This window comes from Pseudomonas sp. 9_2_1 (genome assembly GCF_059295275.1).
Genome location: NZ_CM181239.1, coordinates 2,282,430 through 2,298,283, shown reverse-complemented (window position 1 = coordinate 2,298,283; position 15,854 = coordinate 2,282,430). Strand labels below are relative to the sequence as shown.

Below are 15,854 nucleotides of genomic sequence, written 5' to 3'. Positions count from 1 at the left end.
ATCATGCCTTGTCCCCACGGAGCTCAGCATGGAATTCTGGCCATTACGCCCATCCACCAGCGACTTCCGCCTGAGCGTCGAGCAAACCGCCAGCCTGCTCTCGCGCACAAGTGAAAGCCACGGCAAGCTACTGGCCGCCGACATGCTGAAATTGCTCGGCGCTCAGGTGCCCCTGGCGCAATGCACACTCTTCGCCTACAGCCCCAACCGCAGCCCGCAGATCATTTCCTTTGCCGACCGCGCCCGCATGCTCGAGCTGCCCAGAATCTCCAGCAACTACGCCGAACGCTTCTACAGCATGGACGGCAACCAGCAGGCGATGACTGCACGCCCTACCCCCTCGAGCGCCGAGCGCATCATGGTGCAACGCCAGGGCATCGAGGACATCGCCCACCGCGACTACCGACGCATCTGCTACGAGCTGCCGCAAATATCCGAGCGCGTCGCGCTGCTAAGCCACTGCGATGGCAACCGCTGGCTGTCGATAAATTTCTACCGCGGCCGAGAACACGGCCGCTTCTCAGCCAACGAGATCAATGTCATCGAAACAGCCGCCCCGCTGATCGTCCAAATCTCCCGCCTGCACTACCGCGCCTATCTTGAAGCCAATGAAATGCCAGCGCTACTCAGTGAGCGCGTCATCAGCCTGTACCCGGAACTGACCCGGCGTGACCATGAGCTGCTGCAGCTGATGCTGGCCGGCTGCGACGTGCAAGCCATCAGTACGAGCATGGGCATACAGCAGTCGAGTGCGGCCACCTACATCAAGCGGCTGTATCGCAAGCTGGGAATTGCCGGCCAGCGGGAGTTGCTGGCCCTGGCGACCCAACGCAAGTGGTCGAGCCCGGTTCATTGACGGCCCCTCTACTCCAGGGCCGCCATGGGATCAGCGGCAAAGAAACCTTCATCGGCAAGCCGACGCGCCCTGGCAACACCCCAGGCCAACGCCCGGGCCATCGACTCGTTTGGCCGCGAGGCAAACGCCTCTTCGTGTAATGCCATGCCGGAACGCGCATACACCCCCAGGAACATCTGCGTGCTACCGGTGCGCGAAAGCCTCACCTGCACGTCGATCCGGCTGCCGTCGCCCAGCGTTTCTTCATGGGAGCGGTGGTGAAGCGTAGGATCGACCCATGCCCAGTAAACGTTACCCCTCATTCGCATATAGCCCTCCAGCGACCAACATTGGCAGTGTCCAAAGGCGCGCGGGGAATCCTACTTTCGAATTAGCCCCATCCAACTGGATCGACCACTGGAGATGGCAAATTGCTTCATTTTTTTCATCTCTATAAACACCGCTTCACGGGCACATCAGTGAAGTGCTATCACCGCGCCCTGTACCACCACTCACGCGGAAACGGATTTGCTATGATCGCTGCTCTTCTTCGCTGGGTGAGCTGCCCGTTCACCCAAGCCATGTACACCCTGCTGGAAGCCCCCGATGAACAAATTGATCCTGCCTGTCGCCATCTTCTTCAGCGTCCTGATCAGCGGAAAGATCGCCGAGCATTACGGCCTGGAAGGCAACTGGAAGATCGGCCTGCTGTGCCTGGTGGCCGCTGCCGTGCAGATCGCGGTCAGCCGTTTCCAGCGTGCACAGCGGCAAAAAGCATCGCGATGATCACGGTCTGGGGACTTTTCTTTCACCTAATTTTCACGAGACCCCAGGGACAATCGCACCATCCCTACGTGATAGACCTTGGCCCGCTTCGGCGGGCTTTCTTTTGCCTGCGATTTCGCTTCCATCCAGGTGTCGAGGCCAGCCACAATCGCCCATCAGCTCCAAGCTCGGACGCACGGCATGCTCACCACCCTCGCCATCGGCAACTACCGCTCCATCAACCATCTCGTCCTGCCCCTCGGCCAGCTCAATCTGGTAACGGGCGCCAACGGCAGCGGCAAATCCAACCTCTACAAAGCCCTGCGCCTGCTGGCCGAAACCGCCCAGGGCGGGGTAATCGAAGCCCTCGCCCGCGAAGGTGGCCTGGACTCCACCTGGTGGGCCGGCCCGCAAACCAGTGCGCGCATGAAGCGCGGCGAAGTGTCCATCCAGGGCCAGCACCCAAGCGAAGCCAAACGCCTGCGCCTGGGCTTCGCCACCGAAGATTTCGGCTTTGCCATCTCCCTCGGCCTGCCGATCCCCCTGCCCTACCCAACCGCCTTCATGCTCGACCCCGAAATCAAGTGCGAAGCCATCTGGGGCGCCGGCGCCTATCGCCCCGCCTCGCTGCTGGTCGAACGCAAGAACGCCATGGTGCGCGCCCGCGAGGGCAACAGCTGGACCGTGCTCGACCAGCATGCCGACAGCGGCGAAAGCTTTTTCAACATTGTCGGCCGCCCCCGCCAGGCGCCGGAGATTGGCGACCTGCGCGCGTTCATCAACAGCTGGCGGTTCTACGACCACTTCCGCATCGACCGCGACGCGCCTTGCCGCCAGCCACAGCTAGGGACCCGCTCGCCGGTGCTGCATCACGATGGGCGCAACCTGGCTTCGGCTTTGCAGACCATTATCGAGATTGGCGAGGTTGAAGACCTTACAGCGGCCCTGGAGGACGCGTTCCCCGGTAGCCGGCTTGGGATTGATGCGCCGCCGGGAGGGTTGTTCAGCGTGCGGCTGCATCAGCATGGGCTTTTGCGGCCGCTGGGCGGGGCTGAATTGTCCGATGGGACCCTGCGTTACCTGCTGTTGATGGCGGCGCTGCTTACCCCACGGCCACCGTCGCTGATGGTGCTGAACGAACCGGAAACCAGCCTGCATGCCGACCTGCTGCCGGCCCTGGCGCGGCTGATCATTCGCGCTTCGCAACGCAGCCAGGTGTGGGTGGTCTCGCACAGCAAGCCGCTGATCGACGCGCTGACGGCGTGCGACGGGTGCAATGTGCTGGAGCTTGAGAAGCACCACGGGCAGACCCAGTTGCGTGGGGTCGGGTTGCTGGATGAGCCGCTTTGGCGATGGGTTGATTGAGTTGGGCGATGGCAGCCTATCGGGGAATGCCAGTCAGTTAACCAATGGGGCCGCTTTGCGGCCCATCGCCGGCAAGCCAGGCTCCCACAAGTACGGCGCATGGCTTGAATTCGATGTGGCGGGAATGCCTGTCAGTCAAGCAATGGGCCGCTTTGCGGCCCATCGCCGGCAAGCCAGGCTCCCACAAGTACGGCGCATGGCTTGAATTCGATGTGGCGGGAATGCCTGTCAGTCAAGCAATGGGCCGCTTAGCGGTCCATTGTCGGCAAGCCTGGATCCCACAAGTAGGGCGCATGGCTTGAATTCGATGCGGTCTGGGTGGGAGCTGGCTTGCCGGCGATGGGCTGCGCAGCAGCCCCATCAGGCCTTGACTGACTGGCTTTAGCCTATAGGGCCTTTGCTTCGCTGCATGGCACCGGCTTCATCGGTGTTCGCGGGTGAACCCACACACAGGCTCCCCCTGCCAAATCCACGGTTTGCGCTGTACCCGCACGACTCGGCGCTGGCAAAATGCGCCTTTCAAGAATAGCCCCAGCCATGGATTGCAAATGTCAGGAACAAGTGGTTTCACCGCCAACGATATCGCCCAGGCGATGAAGGCCAAGGCACAGGACGCCTTCGGCGAAAAGGTCACCGCGCCAGTCAATGTGCAAAATGTGCAGCAGCACCGGGCCGAGCTCACCTATACCGTCACCGCCAACTACGCGTTCGAGTACCAGAGCCGCTACGTCAGCCAGGCGACCGGCCCGCTGTATGACCAGGCCGATATGCGCGCGGTACTCAGCCATCGACAGCAACAGCTGCTGGCCGCACCAGGTTTTCTGCGGGACCAGACTCAGGCGCAGCTGAAAAGTAATGTCAGCCGCTACCGAGAGCCTGGAAAGTTTCGCATCCTCACTGACCAGAATGTGTACTGCGGCATCGAAGACTGCCAGGGGTGCGCCGGACATGGCACAACCCAATGCTCCAGATGCAGGGGCAGCGCCCTCGAACCGTGCGATCGATGCTACCGCTCATTACGCCTGCCTTGTAACGTTTGCAACGGCAACCGCCGGCCCGGCATGCCTTGCAACAGGTGCAATGATTCGGGAACGATCCCCTGCCACATCTGCCACAGCTCAGGGAACATCACCTGCAGGTCGTGCCGAGCGGGCAAGGTCACCTGCGCCACGTGCAAAGGCGCTTGCCAACTGATCTGCGAATACCATCTGGACGTCTTCGCAGACACCTCCGTGAACTTCCAATGGGGTGCGATGAGTGCAGACTGGTTGCTGCCAGCCCTGCGGGAAGTGATGAACACCCCGCACCGCCACCAGGTATTTGCCGTGGATCGCTACCAGACCACCGCCGACCAGCCAAACGTGTTTACCGCCAGCGGTCACGCGGTCGCGGCACAGGCGCAAGTGACCTATCAACAGGCAAGCGGCACCTGCCGGTTCATCGGCCCAAACCTGCACACCGTGTTCCTTGATGGCGTGCTCAGCGGCGGCTTCAAGAAAGCCGTCGACGGTGTGCAGCAATACACCAACATCTGGCAGGTCAACCAGGCATCGAACAGCAAGATCGCGCGCTTGCTGATAAAGGAAATGGAGCGCGAGACCGACGTCGAGAAAACCTCACCCGTGCGTAACGGCATCATCAGCGCGGCCGACGCGACTGCTTTCATGGATGCCCGTAATCGCTCGCTTTACCACATCATCTCCACCAGCCTGAAGTTCCGCTTGAGCGCCGTGCTGGGGCTGGCGTTCTCGTTAAGCGCAGTGATGACCGTGCTGTATGGGGCAATGAGCTTGCTGCACCGCAACACACCCAGTGCCATGGCCGGGAACGAGGGTTACATCGGGCTGTTTGCGCTGGCGCACAACCCCGACTCGGTAGTGGCGGCGTTCATGTTGCCGCTGCAATCGCTGATAAACAGCGTGGCACAACGCGGGGATTACTGGCCGCTGGCCTGCTGGGGGCTGGTTGCCCTGGTCTTCAACCGCATGGTCCTGCCCCTGCTGGCACCCAAGGTCTGGCGCTGGACCGAGGGCCATCTGCTACGCGCCATTGTGCTGGCCGTGCCCGGCATCCTGCTGCTGAATCTGTTCATGGCCCTGCATCCGTCAGGCTATGTAGTGCTCAGGTTTACCGAACTGATGCCTGACATTCGCCTGACCGGTGCCCTGGGCAGGACGACGCAATGGTTGATCACCTATGTGCCACAGATCTTTGCCTTGTCGCTGGTTGTTGCGCTGCTCAGGTACAAGGCCGCGGGGATGCATTGGGGGCGGCGCCAACTCAGGATGCTGCTGCAGAAACGCGATGTGGCCGGGTATCTGTCGCTGATCAAGTGACACCGGGCGGTGTAATGACCGATGCCGTATCCGTCTGGGCAGACAGGGTCAGGAACGCAAGGTGCGTTTCATACCGTTCCAGCACGTCGTCGATGATCTGCTGCCTGGTCAAACCCATCAGGTCATAGCCACCCGAGCCGGTCTGGGTATACACCTCCAGGCGGTAGTACACGTCGGTCTCCCGCGACATGCGGCCGCCGAACATCGGCACCGGTGCCTCTACCATGGCAACGTGGTAGAGGAAGTCGCGGAACGTGTCCATCGGCAGCCGCAGTATCGGCTCTTCGATGCCGTAGGCATTGCTGATGTTTTCACGCTCGACCTGGTAGTCCTGGTTACCGAATTCGGCGGCGACTTCATCCAGTGCAGGCCGGACAGTGCGCTGCAGAAACTGGCTGACCTGGCGCTGCGACGGAAACGCACGCATCTGCTCCAGCCGCTGCTTCCATGAACGCTCTGGCACGTGGCCACCGATCGGGGCCATCGATGGCCGTCGCAGCACCTGCCCTTCGCGCTCGGCACGCTCCATGCGCAACACCTTGTAGAACGAGGCCATGACCAGGTAGGCAATGACCGTGACCGGCAAGGCGAAGATCAGGGTGGCGTATTCCATGGTGGTCACCCCTCCCGCAATCAGCATCGCCACGGTGAGTACCGCAGTCATGATCGCCCAGAAGATGCGCAGCCAGCTCGGCCCGTCATGCGAAGGGTCCGGGATCGACGTAGAAAAGTTCGACATCACCATCGCGCCCGAGTTGGCGCTGGTCAGGTAGAACAGCAGCCCGGACAGCGTCGCCAGGCCGATCAGGAACATCGCGCCAGGGAACATGCCGAGCAGCGCGTACCAGCCTCGCTCCGGGCTTTGCATTGCCAGTTCGGCGAATTCGGTGTTGCCCTGCATCACTTGAAACAACGCGGAATTACCAAACAGCGAGACGATGATGAAGTCACACAGCACCGGCGCTGTGATGGCAGCGATAACGAATTCGCGCAGGGTGCGGCCACGGGAGATGCGGGCCAGGAATACCCCCACGAACGGCCCCCAAGCCAGCCAGAACGCCCAGAAGAACAATGTCCATGAGCCCATCCAGTCGGTGGTGCCAGGCTGGTAAGCAAAGGTTTGCAAGGTGCGTGCGGGGAATGTGACGATGAAGCGGCCGATGTTTTCCACCAGCGCATTCAATAGAAACGCCGTCTGCCCGCTGAACAGGATGTAGAGCATCATCGCCACCGCGCTCCACAGATTCAGCTCGGCGATCCAGCGGATACCCCGGTCGACACCGGAGGTGGTCGCGGCGATGGTCAGCAGCACCGCACCGCCGACCAGCGCGATCTGCAGCCCAAGCCCCTCTGGCAGGCCGAAGATGAGCGAGAAGCCGACGTTCAGCAACACCACGCCGATGCCCATCGAGGTGGCGACACCGAACACCGTGCCGATCAACGCGATGATGCTGATACCATCCCCAAGCGGGCCCCGCACGCGCTTGCCCAGCAAGGGATACAGCGCCGCTCGAATCGACAGCGGCATGCCCCAGCGGTAAGCAAAATAGCCCATGGCCATGCCCAGCAATGCATACATCGCCCAGCCAGCGATGCCGTAGTGGAACATTGTCCAGACCACGGCATCCTGCATGGCCGCCGGCGTGCCGCCTTGGCCAGCGGGCGGTGTGAGGTACTGCACGACCGGCCCGGTGACCGAGTAGAAGAGCATGTCGATACCCACGCCTGCCGCGAACAACATGGCGACCCAGGTCACCAGCTTGTATTGCGGCCGCGAGTGATCAGGCCCGATGCGCACGTCACCTTCCTTGGAAAACGCCACCCACAGCACAAAGGCGATCACCAGCGTCATGGTCAGCACGTAATACCAGCCGAGGTTGATCGCGATCCAGTCCACAATCAGCTTCATGGTCGTGCGCGCTTCAGCGGGGCTGAGTATCGTGCAAATCGAGAACACCAGAATCACCACTGACGAAATGATCACTACCGACCAGTTGATATGCGACTGGTAGTCTTCGATGAGCTCTTGCGGGCCTTTGCTGAGGTCACTTCGCGACACGGGCGCATCGTCTTCATGACGCTCATGGCGGCGGTCCAGACCACCGAAGCGCTTGCGCTCCAGGGCGGCGCGTAGCGGTTCATTTTCAGCGTTCGGCATCGGGCCATTGGGCTGTATTGTGTTCGGCTGATCCTCGTCAGACGGTTTGACAGGCATGGTCTACTCCTACTTCGATGTGGCTTGAAGCACACGGGGAACGGGTGAGCGCTCGCTGATTGGAAACGCTGCGGGATCAGATGTCGGCAGCCGTACGCATGGACGGGCAAACACCTGGGATATGTCACGGGCGGGAAGGCAAAGCGGGTGCAAATATCACCTCGCCAAGCCACCTACCATAACATTTTCTGCAGGGATGGCTTTGATGGGGGGCGTTAACTCACTGATTTCACGCTGAACCTGGCCTGATGGCCAGACCTCGCGGGCAGCACCGTTGCGATGCTGCAGTCACAACTTCAGTGGGTACGATGCGCCTTCAGCGTATGCGAAGGCAACTCCCCGAAACGCTCCTTGTACTCCTTGGAAAAACGGCCGAATTGCTGAAAACCGTAATCCATGGCAATACTGGAAACCTTCTCCGAAGCGCGTGCCTGGGTCAGGCGCACACGTACTTGTTCGAAGCGTAACTGGCGGTAATAGGCCATCGGCGTCATCCCGTAATGGGTATGAAAATCACGGTACAGGCGCTCACGTGAAACACCCGCAGCGTGCTCGAGGTCTTCGAGCGTCAGTGGCGCTTCAAGCGACGCGTTGAACAGCGCTTCAAGTTGGGCCAGGTACTGCGGGCGCCCGCTTTGTCGCGCTTGCAATTCATCAGAATAGTTATGCCGTTGAGAGAACAGCAGGCTCGTGACCAAGCTGCCTTCAAAGTTGCTCCAGACTTCTGGCAGGTCGCACAAAGAGTTCTCGGTCTGCAGCATCGACTGAACACTTTCCACCAACTTCCACCAGTCTTGCATCGCCCCTTGCACCGGCACCATGGGTTCAAAAAGTATAGGCTGCACGATTTGCCGACCGAGTAACTTGGACAGTTTTGCCTCCAGCGCGCTGCGCGAGAGTTTGACCATTTTTTTCAGGCATTTTTCACCGATGGTCATGCGCAACGACTGGTTAGGCGAGAGGATTACGCCCACCGAAGGGTTGGAAACAAAGGCCTTGCCCTGATGCTCGATGCTTTGCTCGCCGTACACGGGCAAGTTGATGCTGTAGCTCTCCTGCAAATCCTGGATCTTGACGCTGACCAGGGTCGAGTATTCGATCAAGCCGATAGCGGCATTACCAATGATCGTGCCGTGATGACGAAAATCCAGCTCGCCAGGCCTGGGGACTTCAAGATCATGTGGCCCATTGATGCTCAACATCCACTGTATGGCTTGCGCGGGCGTATTGAGAACGGTTGAGAATTGCTGACGACTGGCATTGTTTTTATTGTGGGTGTTACGCATGGCATTTCCTCATAGGGCCCGAACCGCGAGCGTCTCATGTATGCGCTTTTGCGGTAGCACGCGGGACCAAGCTATTTCGCTCGGGTGCCAACGTCAAGCACCGTCAGTCCTGCCAGCGGCCTGATGGAAAACGCAAAACTGCATAGCAATCACGTGGTAGCCGAATAGTGCCGGGACGGGCTGGGGGGTTTAATCGAGCCATTCCCGCAGCAAGCAAAGGTCAGACTCCATGAGCACCAAATCAATTGCCCAGTGGCAGGACTTTATCCAGGGCTGCCTGGACTTTCGTCCCGTGGAAGGCGTGTACCGCATCGCCCGTGACATGTTCACCGAGCCGGCGCTGTTCGACCTCGAGATGGAGCTGATTTTCGAGAAAAACTGGATCTATGCGTGCCATGAAAGCGAGATTAGCCAAAAGCACGACTTCATGACCATGCGCGCCGGCCGCCAGCCCCTGATCATCACCCGCGACGGCGAAGGCCAGCTCAACGCGCTGATCAACGCCTGTCAGCATCGTGGTACGACCCTGACCCGCGTCGGCAAGGGCAACCAATCGACCTTTACCTGCCCCTTCCATGCCTGGTGCTACAAAAGCGACGGTCGTCTGGTCAAGGTCAAGGCGCCGGGCGAATACCCGGAAGATTTCGACAAGGCAACGCGCGGCCTGAAAAAAGCCCGCATCGAAAGCTACAAGGGCTTTGTCTTCGTCAGCCTCGACATCCACGGCAAGGATTCGCTGGAAGACTTTCTGGGCGACGCCCGGGTGTTCTTCGACATGATGGTCGCGCAGTCCGCCACTGGCGAACTTGAAGTGCTGCCGGGCAAGTCGTCCTACACCTACGACGGCAACTGGAAGCTGCAGAACGAAAATGGCCTGGACGGCTACCACGTCAGCACCGTGCACTACAACTACGTGGCCACCGTGCAGCACCGCCAACAGGTCAATGCCGAGAAAGGCCTGACCGCCAGCGGCACCCTGGACTACAGCAAGCTGGGGGCGGGTGACAAGGAAACCGATGACGGCTGGTTTGCCTTCCACAACGGCCATAGCGTGCTGTTCAGTGATATGCCCAACCCAGCCGTACGCCCCGGTTACGCCGCGATCATGCCGCGCCTTGTTGCAGAGCATGGCCAGGACAAGGCCGAATGGATGATGCACCGCCTGCGCAACCTGAATATCTACCCAAGCATGTTCTTCCTCGACCAGATCAGTTCGCAGCTGCGCATCATCCGTCCGCTGGCCTGGAACAAGACCGAGATCAACAGTTTCTGCCTCGGCGTCAAAGGCGAGTCGGACGCCGACCGCGAGAACCGTATCCGTCAGTTCGAGGACTTTTTCAATGTCTCGGGCCTGGGTACACCGGACGACCTGGTGGAGTTTCGTGAAGCGCAGCGCGGTTTCCAGGCGCGCCTGGAGCGCTGGAGCGACATTTCCCGCGGCTGCGACAAGTGGGTCGATGGCCCTACCCGCAACAGCGAAACCATCGGCATCGCCCCGGCCCTGACCGGCACCGAGTTCACCCACGAAGGCCTTTACGTCAACCAGCATGGCAACTGGCAGCGCTTCCTGCTCGAGGGCCTGGCCCGCAAGGCCGAAGAACAGCAATCCCTCAAGCTCAAGGAGGTATGACCATGAATGGCGAACTGCAGTACCGCGTCGAACAGTTTTTCTACCGTAACGCCGAGGCCTGCGATGCCCAGGACTGGGACGCCTACCTGGCGATGTTCAGTGAGGACAGCGAGTTTCACCTGCCGCAGTGGGACTCGGAACACGTCTATACCCTTGACCCAAAGCAAGGCATGTCGCTGATCTACTACGCCAACCGCGGGGGGCTGGAAGATCGGGTGTTTCGGATTCGCACCGGCAAAGCGGCTTCGACCATTCCCATGCCGCGCACCCTTCACCTGATCAGCAACGTCCGCATTGCGCCGCTGCACGGTGGTGAGCTGGAAGTGAAGGTGAACTGGCACACGTTGTACTACCGGCTGCAGAACGCCGAGCAATTCTTCGGCCGCGCCACCTACCGCCTGCGGCCCGACGGCGAGAGCTGGAAAATTGCCCGCAAGCATGTGGTGCTGCTCAACGACACGATCAATTCGGTGCTCGATTTCTACCATCTCTGACACGGCGGAGGAGCCATCATGACGTACAAGGTTGCCTTCAACTTTGCCGATGGAAAAACACTGTTCTGCACCGTTCAGGGCAACGAAGTGCTGCTTGATGCAGCGCTGCGTGCAGGCATCAAGATTCCGCTGGATTGCCGCGAAGGTGTGTGTGCCACCTGCCAGGGGCGCTGTGAGTCTGGGCAGTACACCCAGGACTACGTGGACGACGAGGCGCTGTCGGCCAATGACCTTGCCCAACGCAAAGTGCTGGCCTGCCAGACCCGCGTGCAGTCGGATGCAGCGTTCTATTTCGATTTCGACTCAACACGTTGCCATGGCGCGGATACCCGTGAACACCGCGGCATTGTCAGCGCCGTGGTGCAGGTTTCGCCGACCACGGCGATTGTGCACGTCGATGCCAGCGCCGCAACGCAGCGCCTGGATTATCTGCCCGGCCAGTACGCCCGTATTCAGGTGCCAGGCACCGATCACAAGCGTTCGTACTCCTTCGCCAATCAGCCCAACAGCGCCAACCAGTTGCAGTTCCTGATTCGTCTGCTGCCTGACGGGGCAATGAGCAACTATATCCGTGAGCGTTGCCAGGTTGGCGACCCGTTGGTATTCGAGGCGCCTTTGGGGGCCTTCTACCTGCGCCACATCACCCGGCCACTGGTGATGGTTGCCGGCGGCACGGGCCTGTCGGCGTTCCTGGGCATGCTCGACGAGATTGCCGACCGGGGTGGGTGCGGCCAACCCGTGCACCTTTACTACGGCGTGCGCCAGGCAGCGGACCTCTGCGAGCTGGAGCGGATCGCAGGCTACGCCAAGCGCATTCCAGGCTTCAGCTTCACCCCGGTAATCAGCGACGCCGATGCTGGTTGGAGCGGCAAGTGCGGCTATGTCACGGAGCATTTCCAATTGCCAGACATGCACACCACGCCGTTCGACATGTACCTGTGCGGGCCACCGCCGATGGTCGAGTCGGTGAAGAACTGGCTGAACGAGCAAGGCCTGGAAAACTGCCACCTCTACTACGAAAAATTCGCCCAGAGCAACACCTGAGACCTGAAGGTGCATTGTTCGAATGCCGAACCGCCGCGTGGCGGTTCGGCTGTTTCTGTTCAGCCTGCCTTTAACGCAAGAGACTGCGCCATGCCAAAAAACACCGCTGAATACCAATACGTTACCGGGCAGTATCGCCCCAGCTTCACCGCGCTGTTCGAGCAGTACCAAGTGGCCAACGCCCAGGTGCTAAGCGAGCGCACCTGGAATCTTGAGGTGCGCTACGGCCTACACCCCAGGCAAACCCTGGACCTGTGCGTTGCCCAAGGCAGCGCCAAAGCCAACCTGATCTACCTGCACGCCGGCTACTGGCAGTCGCGGGACAAGGCACAGTTTCGCTTCATCGCCGCGGCACTGAGTGCACGCGGCTACAACGTCGCCCTGCTGAACTACCCGTTGTGCCCTGATGTAGCTGTCGATCAGATAGTCGCCAGCGTAGGCCACGGCCTGCTTTTCAGCCTCACGACACTTCCGGTCAGGGACCGGCAGCTGCCGCTGATCGTCGCGGGGCACTCGGCGGGGGGGCACCTTGCGGTCGAGTTGGCCCTGGCGCAAACCGCGCTCGCGCCCCAGCAGCGCCCCATCGCCGCGATAGTACCGATCAGCGGGGTCTACGACCTGGCGCCGCTGATCGAAACCAGCCTGAATGACAAGCTACGCCTGGACATGCGCCAGGCGCACGCTTGCTCGCCACTCGCCCGCGTCAGCGGTGATCTGGTGCCAGCAGCGTTTGTCGTCGGGGGGGAAGAAACGCCAGCGTTTCTGGAGCAGAACCGCAGCATGGCGGAGGCATGGGCACTGACAGGTAGCCCGGCGACCTGCCTGGAGATTGCAGGCCGTGATCACTTCACCGTTTTGCAGGCGTTCGAGGGGCCGGGTGGCATGCTGCTCGAGCTGATCGACAACCTTTACCAAGCGGCCTGCCCTGCTACTGAAACAGCCTGAAGCATGAGCGCGGCCGCCCCTGAGGGCGGCCTGCGAGCCACTAGAACTTGAAGGTGTAGCTGGTGATAAAGCGGTTCTCCTGGTAATCCACCCCCGCGGCCTGACCGTTGCCATAGCGCGTCTTGACGTCGATGTTGCGCCACTCGAACGCAACGCCCTGCAGCGGGCCACTCTGCACCACGTAGCTGATGAAGAGGTTGCGCTCGCTCTCCACGTTCTGGTCCAGGGCGTTGTTGCCACGATCGATGCCGGTGCCGCGCAGGTAGCGAGTCATCAGCTTCAGCCCCGGCACACCGTAGCCGGCAAAGTCCAGGTCATAGCGCAACTGCCAGGAGCTTTCGTTGGGTTTGACGAAGCCGACGGCAGACCAGTTCACCAGGTAGGGTTGCGGTGCATAGCCATTGAGGGTGGGAAATGTGCTTTCGCCGAGCATGCGCTGATAACCGACCGCGACGGTGTGCGAATTCTTCCTCAGGCTGGCGAGCAAACCGTAGGAACGGTTGTCGATGTCGCCATACAGGGCCTGTCCATCTTCCCTGTTGTCGAAATAGCGCAGATCGGTCTTCAACACCAAGCCGTTACCCAGCTCGGTGTTCTGGGTAAGGCCCAGGTACTGCTGCTGATAGATATCTTCCAGTTGCCCATAAAAGTACGTCGCCGACAAACGCGGGGTGAATGCGTAACTGGCACCGCCGAAGTTGAGCCCATCGCTGGTGCGACGCGGGCCATTGGGCCCGGTGAACAGGTACATTTTTTCGCGATTGGAAGACTCGCGGCTGCTGATCTCGGTAAACCGCCCAGCCGTCAGGACCAGGCCGTCCACTTCACGCGAGTCCAGCAACAGGCCGTGATAGGTGGTAATGAGCTGGCGCGTATCGTCGATGAAGGCAACCGGCAGCATCGGGCGGTGTTCGCCGACTTTCAGCTCGGTTCTGGAATAGCGCACCTTGCCGGTCAAGGCGGCGCGGCCATAGTCGTGTACCGGTTGGCCCTTGCTGTCATCGTAGGGGATGACACTATCGGGGCCCCGACCACCGCCGCCATCCAGGCGATAGGCATATTGCCCGGACACATCAAGACCGAATTGCAAAGGGCCTTCGGTGTAGCCAGAGATGGCGCGAAAATCGAACCCCTGGGTCCAGCTACCGACCCGTGACTGGGGCGCCCCGTTCTGCTTGAAGTCGCGATCCAGGTAGAAGTTGCGCAGCCCCAGACTGATCTGGCGGTCTCCCACGAAGTCTGCCTGGGCAGAAATCGGCACGCACATCCCCATCAAGCCCGCGGCAACGCCGCTGGCCAGCCAGTTTTTATGGAACATCGAAGTGAGCCCTTCTGAGGTGTGCAAAGCACAGCCGTGGAGGCAGGTCAGTTGGCCGAAAGGCAGAGCTCCGGCACTCGACCTACGTTGTTATTTTTATGACCACTTACTGAATCGGAGGGGACCGCCAGTGGGTGCAGGCGCAACATGGTGTCGTGCCTGCACGTAGCGGGAGCGAGCCCTGGGTTCGTCAGGCAAAACGCTTCTGGAGTTTCTTCGCGGTGCTGTCAGGGTCAAGGCACAGGATGCTGACAAACCCCATCACCACCAGGTAACAACCAATGTAGGCGAACGAAGCATTCATGCCTTCGGCCAGCCGTGCGGTCATTTCCAGGCTCTGTGGCGCACCCTTGCCCACTTGCAGGTACCCTGCCCGCTCCATCAGAAGGCCGACCATGACCGGCGCCACAATGCCGCCCAGCGATGCTACCGCTGTCAACGTTGCCATGACCGCGCCACGTTGTCTGGATGCAACGCAAAAGGCCACTGCCGTCGGCGCCAGGGGAAAAGTCATCGCCAGCCCCGCGGCCACAACCAGCATGGTGACCGCGCTATACCCTTGCAGGTGCGGAAGAACCAGAAAACAGACGCCGGACAGCAGCAGGACCAGGCCGAACGAGGCACCCAAGGACAGGTATACCGAAACACCTCGGCGCATCATTACCCGTGACGCATAACCCAGCACACCCAAGGTCAGCGCGCCGAACAACCACGGAAAGGTCGATACCAGCCCGACCATCTCGGGCGACAGCGACACTACCGCACCGAGGTAACGCGGCGACCAGGTGGTCAGAAAGCCCTGCGCCCAGAAGCACCCGGCACCTGCCAGCGTGGCAATGATGAACATCCGCGAGCAGAACACCCGAACAATCGGCACCTGCGCAAGTGTGTCCGACTTTTCTGTAATGCTCGCTCGCTCACTGGCAGGGGCCTGGTCCTGCGCCGGCTGCGCGCCTGGTGCGTGGTCCTGTTGCTTGCCCTTGAGGTGGCTGTAGGGGCCCTCCTTGGCGACCACCAGCCAGAGTACCGACCAGATGAAGCCGATCAACCCGAGAAAACCGAATGCCCAGCGCCACCCCCACTGCGGGTGGGCAATGATATAGGCCAGGATGGGCGCTGCAATGATCGGCCCCAGGGTAGAGCCAATGGCGACCAGGGTGCTGGGCAAACCGCGCTCCCGCGCGGGAAACCAACCGTGCACATGGTGCAGGGTAGTCGGCGTTGCGGGCCCTTCGGCGGCGCCGAGCACAATGCGGGTCACCAGCAGTATTGCAGCGCCCCCGCCAAACAGCATGGGAAACTGCAAGACCGACCAGAGCACCCCCATGGTCAGCAAGATCCATCGGGTCGGCACCTTGGCCGCGAGAAAACCGACGCACACGGCACTGATAGCAAACAGAAAGAAAAAAGCGCTGCCGATAAAACCGAACTCACTCGCCGACAACCCGAGCTCACCCATCGCAGGCTCGGCAACCAATCCCAGAACAGCCTTGTCGGCAAAGTTGATCATCTGAAAGATCACCAGCATGCCGGTGATCAACCAGGCGCGGCGATTCATCTGCCCCTTGGCAACCGCAGCACGCAGTGTATGAGGCGGATATGCGGTTTGAGTGAGCTCTGT

Annotated in this window: 14 protein-coding genes; 8 read left to right on the top strand and 6 right to left on the bottom strand. The window is 60.7% G+C overall.

Annotated elements, in window-relative coordinates; genetic code table 11:
• The first annotated feature begins 28 nt into the window (after positions 1-28).
• Complete coding sequence (locus AC5O5I_RS10400; protein WP_172219149.1) at positions 29-856, top strand: helix-turn-helix transcriptional regulator; 828 nt, start codon at positions 29-31, stop codon at positions 854-856.
• An 8-nt stretch (positions 857-864) separates the two neighbouring features.
• On the opposite strand, the gene AC5O5I_RS10395 is transcribed toward AC5O5I_RS10400, so the two are convergent.
• The gene (locus AC5O5I_RS10395) at positions 865-1,164 is read right to left on the bottom strand and encodes a hypothetical protein (protein ID WP_172219148.1); all 300 of its coding nucleotides are present in this window, start codon (positions 1,162-1,164) and stop codon (positions 865-867) included.
• A 277-nt stretch (positions 1,165-1,441) separates the two neighbouring features.
• On the opposite strand from AC5O5I_RS10395, the gene AC5O5I_RS10390 reads away from it, so the two are divergent.
• Positions 1,442-1,621 (top strand): hypothetical protein, encoded by a 180-nt coding sequence (locus AC5O5I_RS10390; protein ID WP_172219147.1) that lies wholly within the window; start codon positions 1,442-1,444, stop codon positions 1,619-1,621.
• A 180-nt stretch (positions 1,622-1,801) separates the two neighbouring features.
• Entirely contained in the window at positions 1,802-2,965 is a 1,164-nt protein-coding gene (locus AC5O5I_RS10385) for an AAA family ATPase (protein ID WP_494512529.1), read from the top strand.
• A 551-nt stretch (positions 2,966-3,516) separates the two neighbouring features.
• Here the strand turns inward: AC5O5I_RS10385 and AC5O5I_RS10380 are convergent.
• On the bottom strand, positions 3,517-3,915 hold the full coding sequence (locus AC5O5I_RS10380; RefSeq protein WP_494512528.1) for a hypothetical protein: 399 nt from the start codon (positions 3,913-3,915) through the stop codon (positions 3,517-3,519).
• A 303-nt stretch (positions 3,916-4,218) separates the two neighbouring features.
• On the opposite strand from AC5O5I_RS10380, the gene AC5O5I_RS10375 reads away from it, so the two are divergent.
• A complete protein-coding gene (locus tag AC5O5I_RS10375; RefSeq protein WP_172286278.1) occupies positions 4,219-5,301 on the top strand; it encodes a hypothetical protein in 1,083 nt (360 codons plus the stop codon).
• Here AC5O5I_RS10375 and betT read toward each other — a convergent pair.
• Both betT and AC5O5I_RS10365 read right to left on the bottom strand, forming a co-directional pair.
• A complete protein-coding gene (gene betT, locus AC5O5I_RS10370; protein ID WP_172219140.1) occupies positions 5,294-7,516 on the bottom strand; it encodes a choline BCCT transporter BetT in 2,223 nt (740 codons plus the stop codon). The two genes, AC5O5I_RS10375 and betT, sit on opposite strands and share 8 nt — an antisense overlap.
• Positions 7,517-7,812: 296 nt before the next feature.
• Entirely contained in the window at positions 7,813-8,802 is a 990-nt protein-coding gene (locus tag AC5O5I_RS10365) for an AraC family transcriptional regulator (RefSeq protein WP_172219138.1), read from the bottom strand.
• Positions 8,803-9,031: 229 nt separating this feature from the next.
• Here AC5O5I_RS10365 and antA point away from each other — a divergent pair, with 229 nt between their 5' ends.
• The 4 genes from antA (at position 9,032) to AC5O5I_RS10345 (ending at position 12,915) form a co-directional block, all read left to right on the top strand.
• Positions 9,032-10,432 carry an anthranilate 1,2-dioxygenase large subunit gene (gene antA / locus AC5O5I_RS10360; protein WP_172219136.1) on the top strand — a complete coding sequence of 467 codons (1,401 nt, stop codon included), beginning with the start codon at positions 9,032-9,034 and terminating at the stop codon, positions 10,430-10,432.
• A gap of 2 nt (positions 10,433-10,434) precedes the next feature.
• Entirely contained in the window at positions 10,435-10,926 is a 492-nt protein-coding gene (gene antB, locus AC5O5I_RS10355; protein WP_172219134.1) for an anthranilate 1,2-dioxygenase small subunit, read from the top strand.
• A gap of 18 nt (positions 10,927-10,944) precedes the next feature.
• Entirely contained in the window at positions 10,945-11,970 is a 1,026-nt protein-coding gene (gene antC / locus AC5O5I_RS10350; RefSeq protein ID WP_172219132.1) for an anthranilate 1,2-dioxygenase electron transfer component AntC, read from the top strand.
• A gap of 90 nt (positions 11,971-12,060) precedes the next feature.
• The gene (locus AC5O5I_RS10345) at positions 12,061-12,915 is read left to right on the top strand and encodes an alpha/beta hydrolase (RefSeq protein WP_172219130.1); all 855 of its coding nucleotides are present in this window, start codon (positions 12,061-12,063) and stop codon (positions 12,913-12,915) included.
• 40 nt (positions 12,916-12,955) lie between these two features.
• Here the strand turns inward: AC5O5I_RS10345 and AC5O5I_RS10340 are convergent, their stop codons facing one another.
• Positions 12,956-14,233 (bottom strand): OprD family porin, encoded by a 1,278-nt coding sequence (locus tag AC5O5I_RS10340; RefSeq protein WP_172219129.1) that lies wholly within the window; start codon positions 14,231-14,233, stop codon positions 12,956-12,958.
• Between the two features lie 190 nt (positions 14,234-14,423).
• Entirely contained in the window at positions 14,424-15,791 is a 1,368-nt protein-coding gene (locus AC5O5I_RS10335) for an MFS transporter (RefSeq protein ID WP_256676312.1), read from the bottom strand.
• Positions 15,792-15,854: the final 63 nt, after the last annotated feature.

Bases quoted from the DNA above. Each gene is read 5' to 3' on its own strand.
- AC5O5I_RS10400 (WP_172219149.1), top strand. From the start codon at position 29: ATGGAATTCTGGCCATTACGCCCATCCACCAGCGACTTCCGCCTGAGC.
- AC5O5I_RS10395 (WP_172219148.1), bottom strand. From the start codon at position 1,164: ATGCGAATGAGGGGTAACGTTTACTGGGCATGGGTCGATCCTACGCTT.
- AC5O5I_RS10390 (WP_172219147.1), top strand. From the start codon at position 1,442: ATGAACAAATTGATCCTGCCTGTCGCCATCTTCTTCAGCGTCCTGATC.
- AC5O5I_RS10385 (WP_494512529.1), top strand. From the start codon at position 1,802: ATGCTCACCACCCTCGCCATCGGCAACTACCGCTCCATCAACCATCTC.
- AC5O5I_RS10380 (WP_494512528.1), bottom strand. From the start codon at position 3,915: ATGTCCGGCGCACCCCTGGCAGTCTTCGATGCCGCAGTACACATTCTG.
- AC5O5I_RS10375 (WP_172286278.1), top strand. From the start codon at position 4,219: ATGAGTGCAGACTGGTTGCTGCCAGCCCTGCGGGAAGTGATGAACACC.
- betT (WP_172219140.1), bottom strand. From the start codon at position 7,516: ATGCCTGTCAAACCGTCTGACGAGGATCAGCCGAACACAATACAGCCC.
- AC5O5I_RS10365 (WP_172219138.1), bottom strand. From the start codon at position 8,802: ATGCGTAACACCCACAATAAAAACAATGCCAGTCGTCAGCAATTCTCA.
- antA (WP_172219136.1), top strand. From the start codon at position 9,032: ATGAGCACCAAATCAATTGCCCAGTGGCAGGACTTTATCCAGGGCTGC.
- antB (WP_172219134.1), top strand. From the start codon at position 10,435: ATGAATGGCGAACTGCAGTACCGCGTCGAACAGTTTTTCTACCGTAAC.
- antC (WP_172219132.1), top strand. From the start codon at position 10,945: ATGACGTACAAGGTTGCCTTCAACTTTGCCGATGGAAAAACACTGTTC.
- AC5O5I_RS10345 (WP_172219130.1), top strand. From the start codon at position 12,061: ATGCCAAAAAACACCGCTGAATACCAATACGTTACCGGGCAGTATCGC.
- AC5O5I_RS10340 (WP_172219129.1), bottom strand. From the start codon at position 14,233: ATGTTCCATAAAAACTGGCTGGCCAGCGGCGTTGCCGCGGGCTTGATG.
- AC5O5I_RS10335 (WP_256676312.1), bottom strand. From the start codon at position 15,791: ATGAATCGCCGCGCCTGGTTGATCACCGGCATGCTGGTGATCTTTCAG.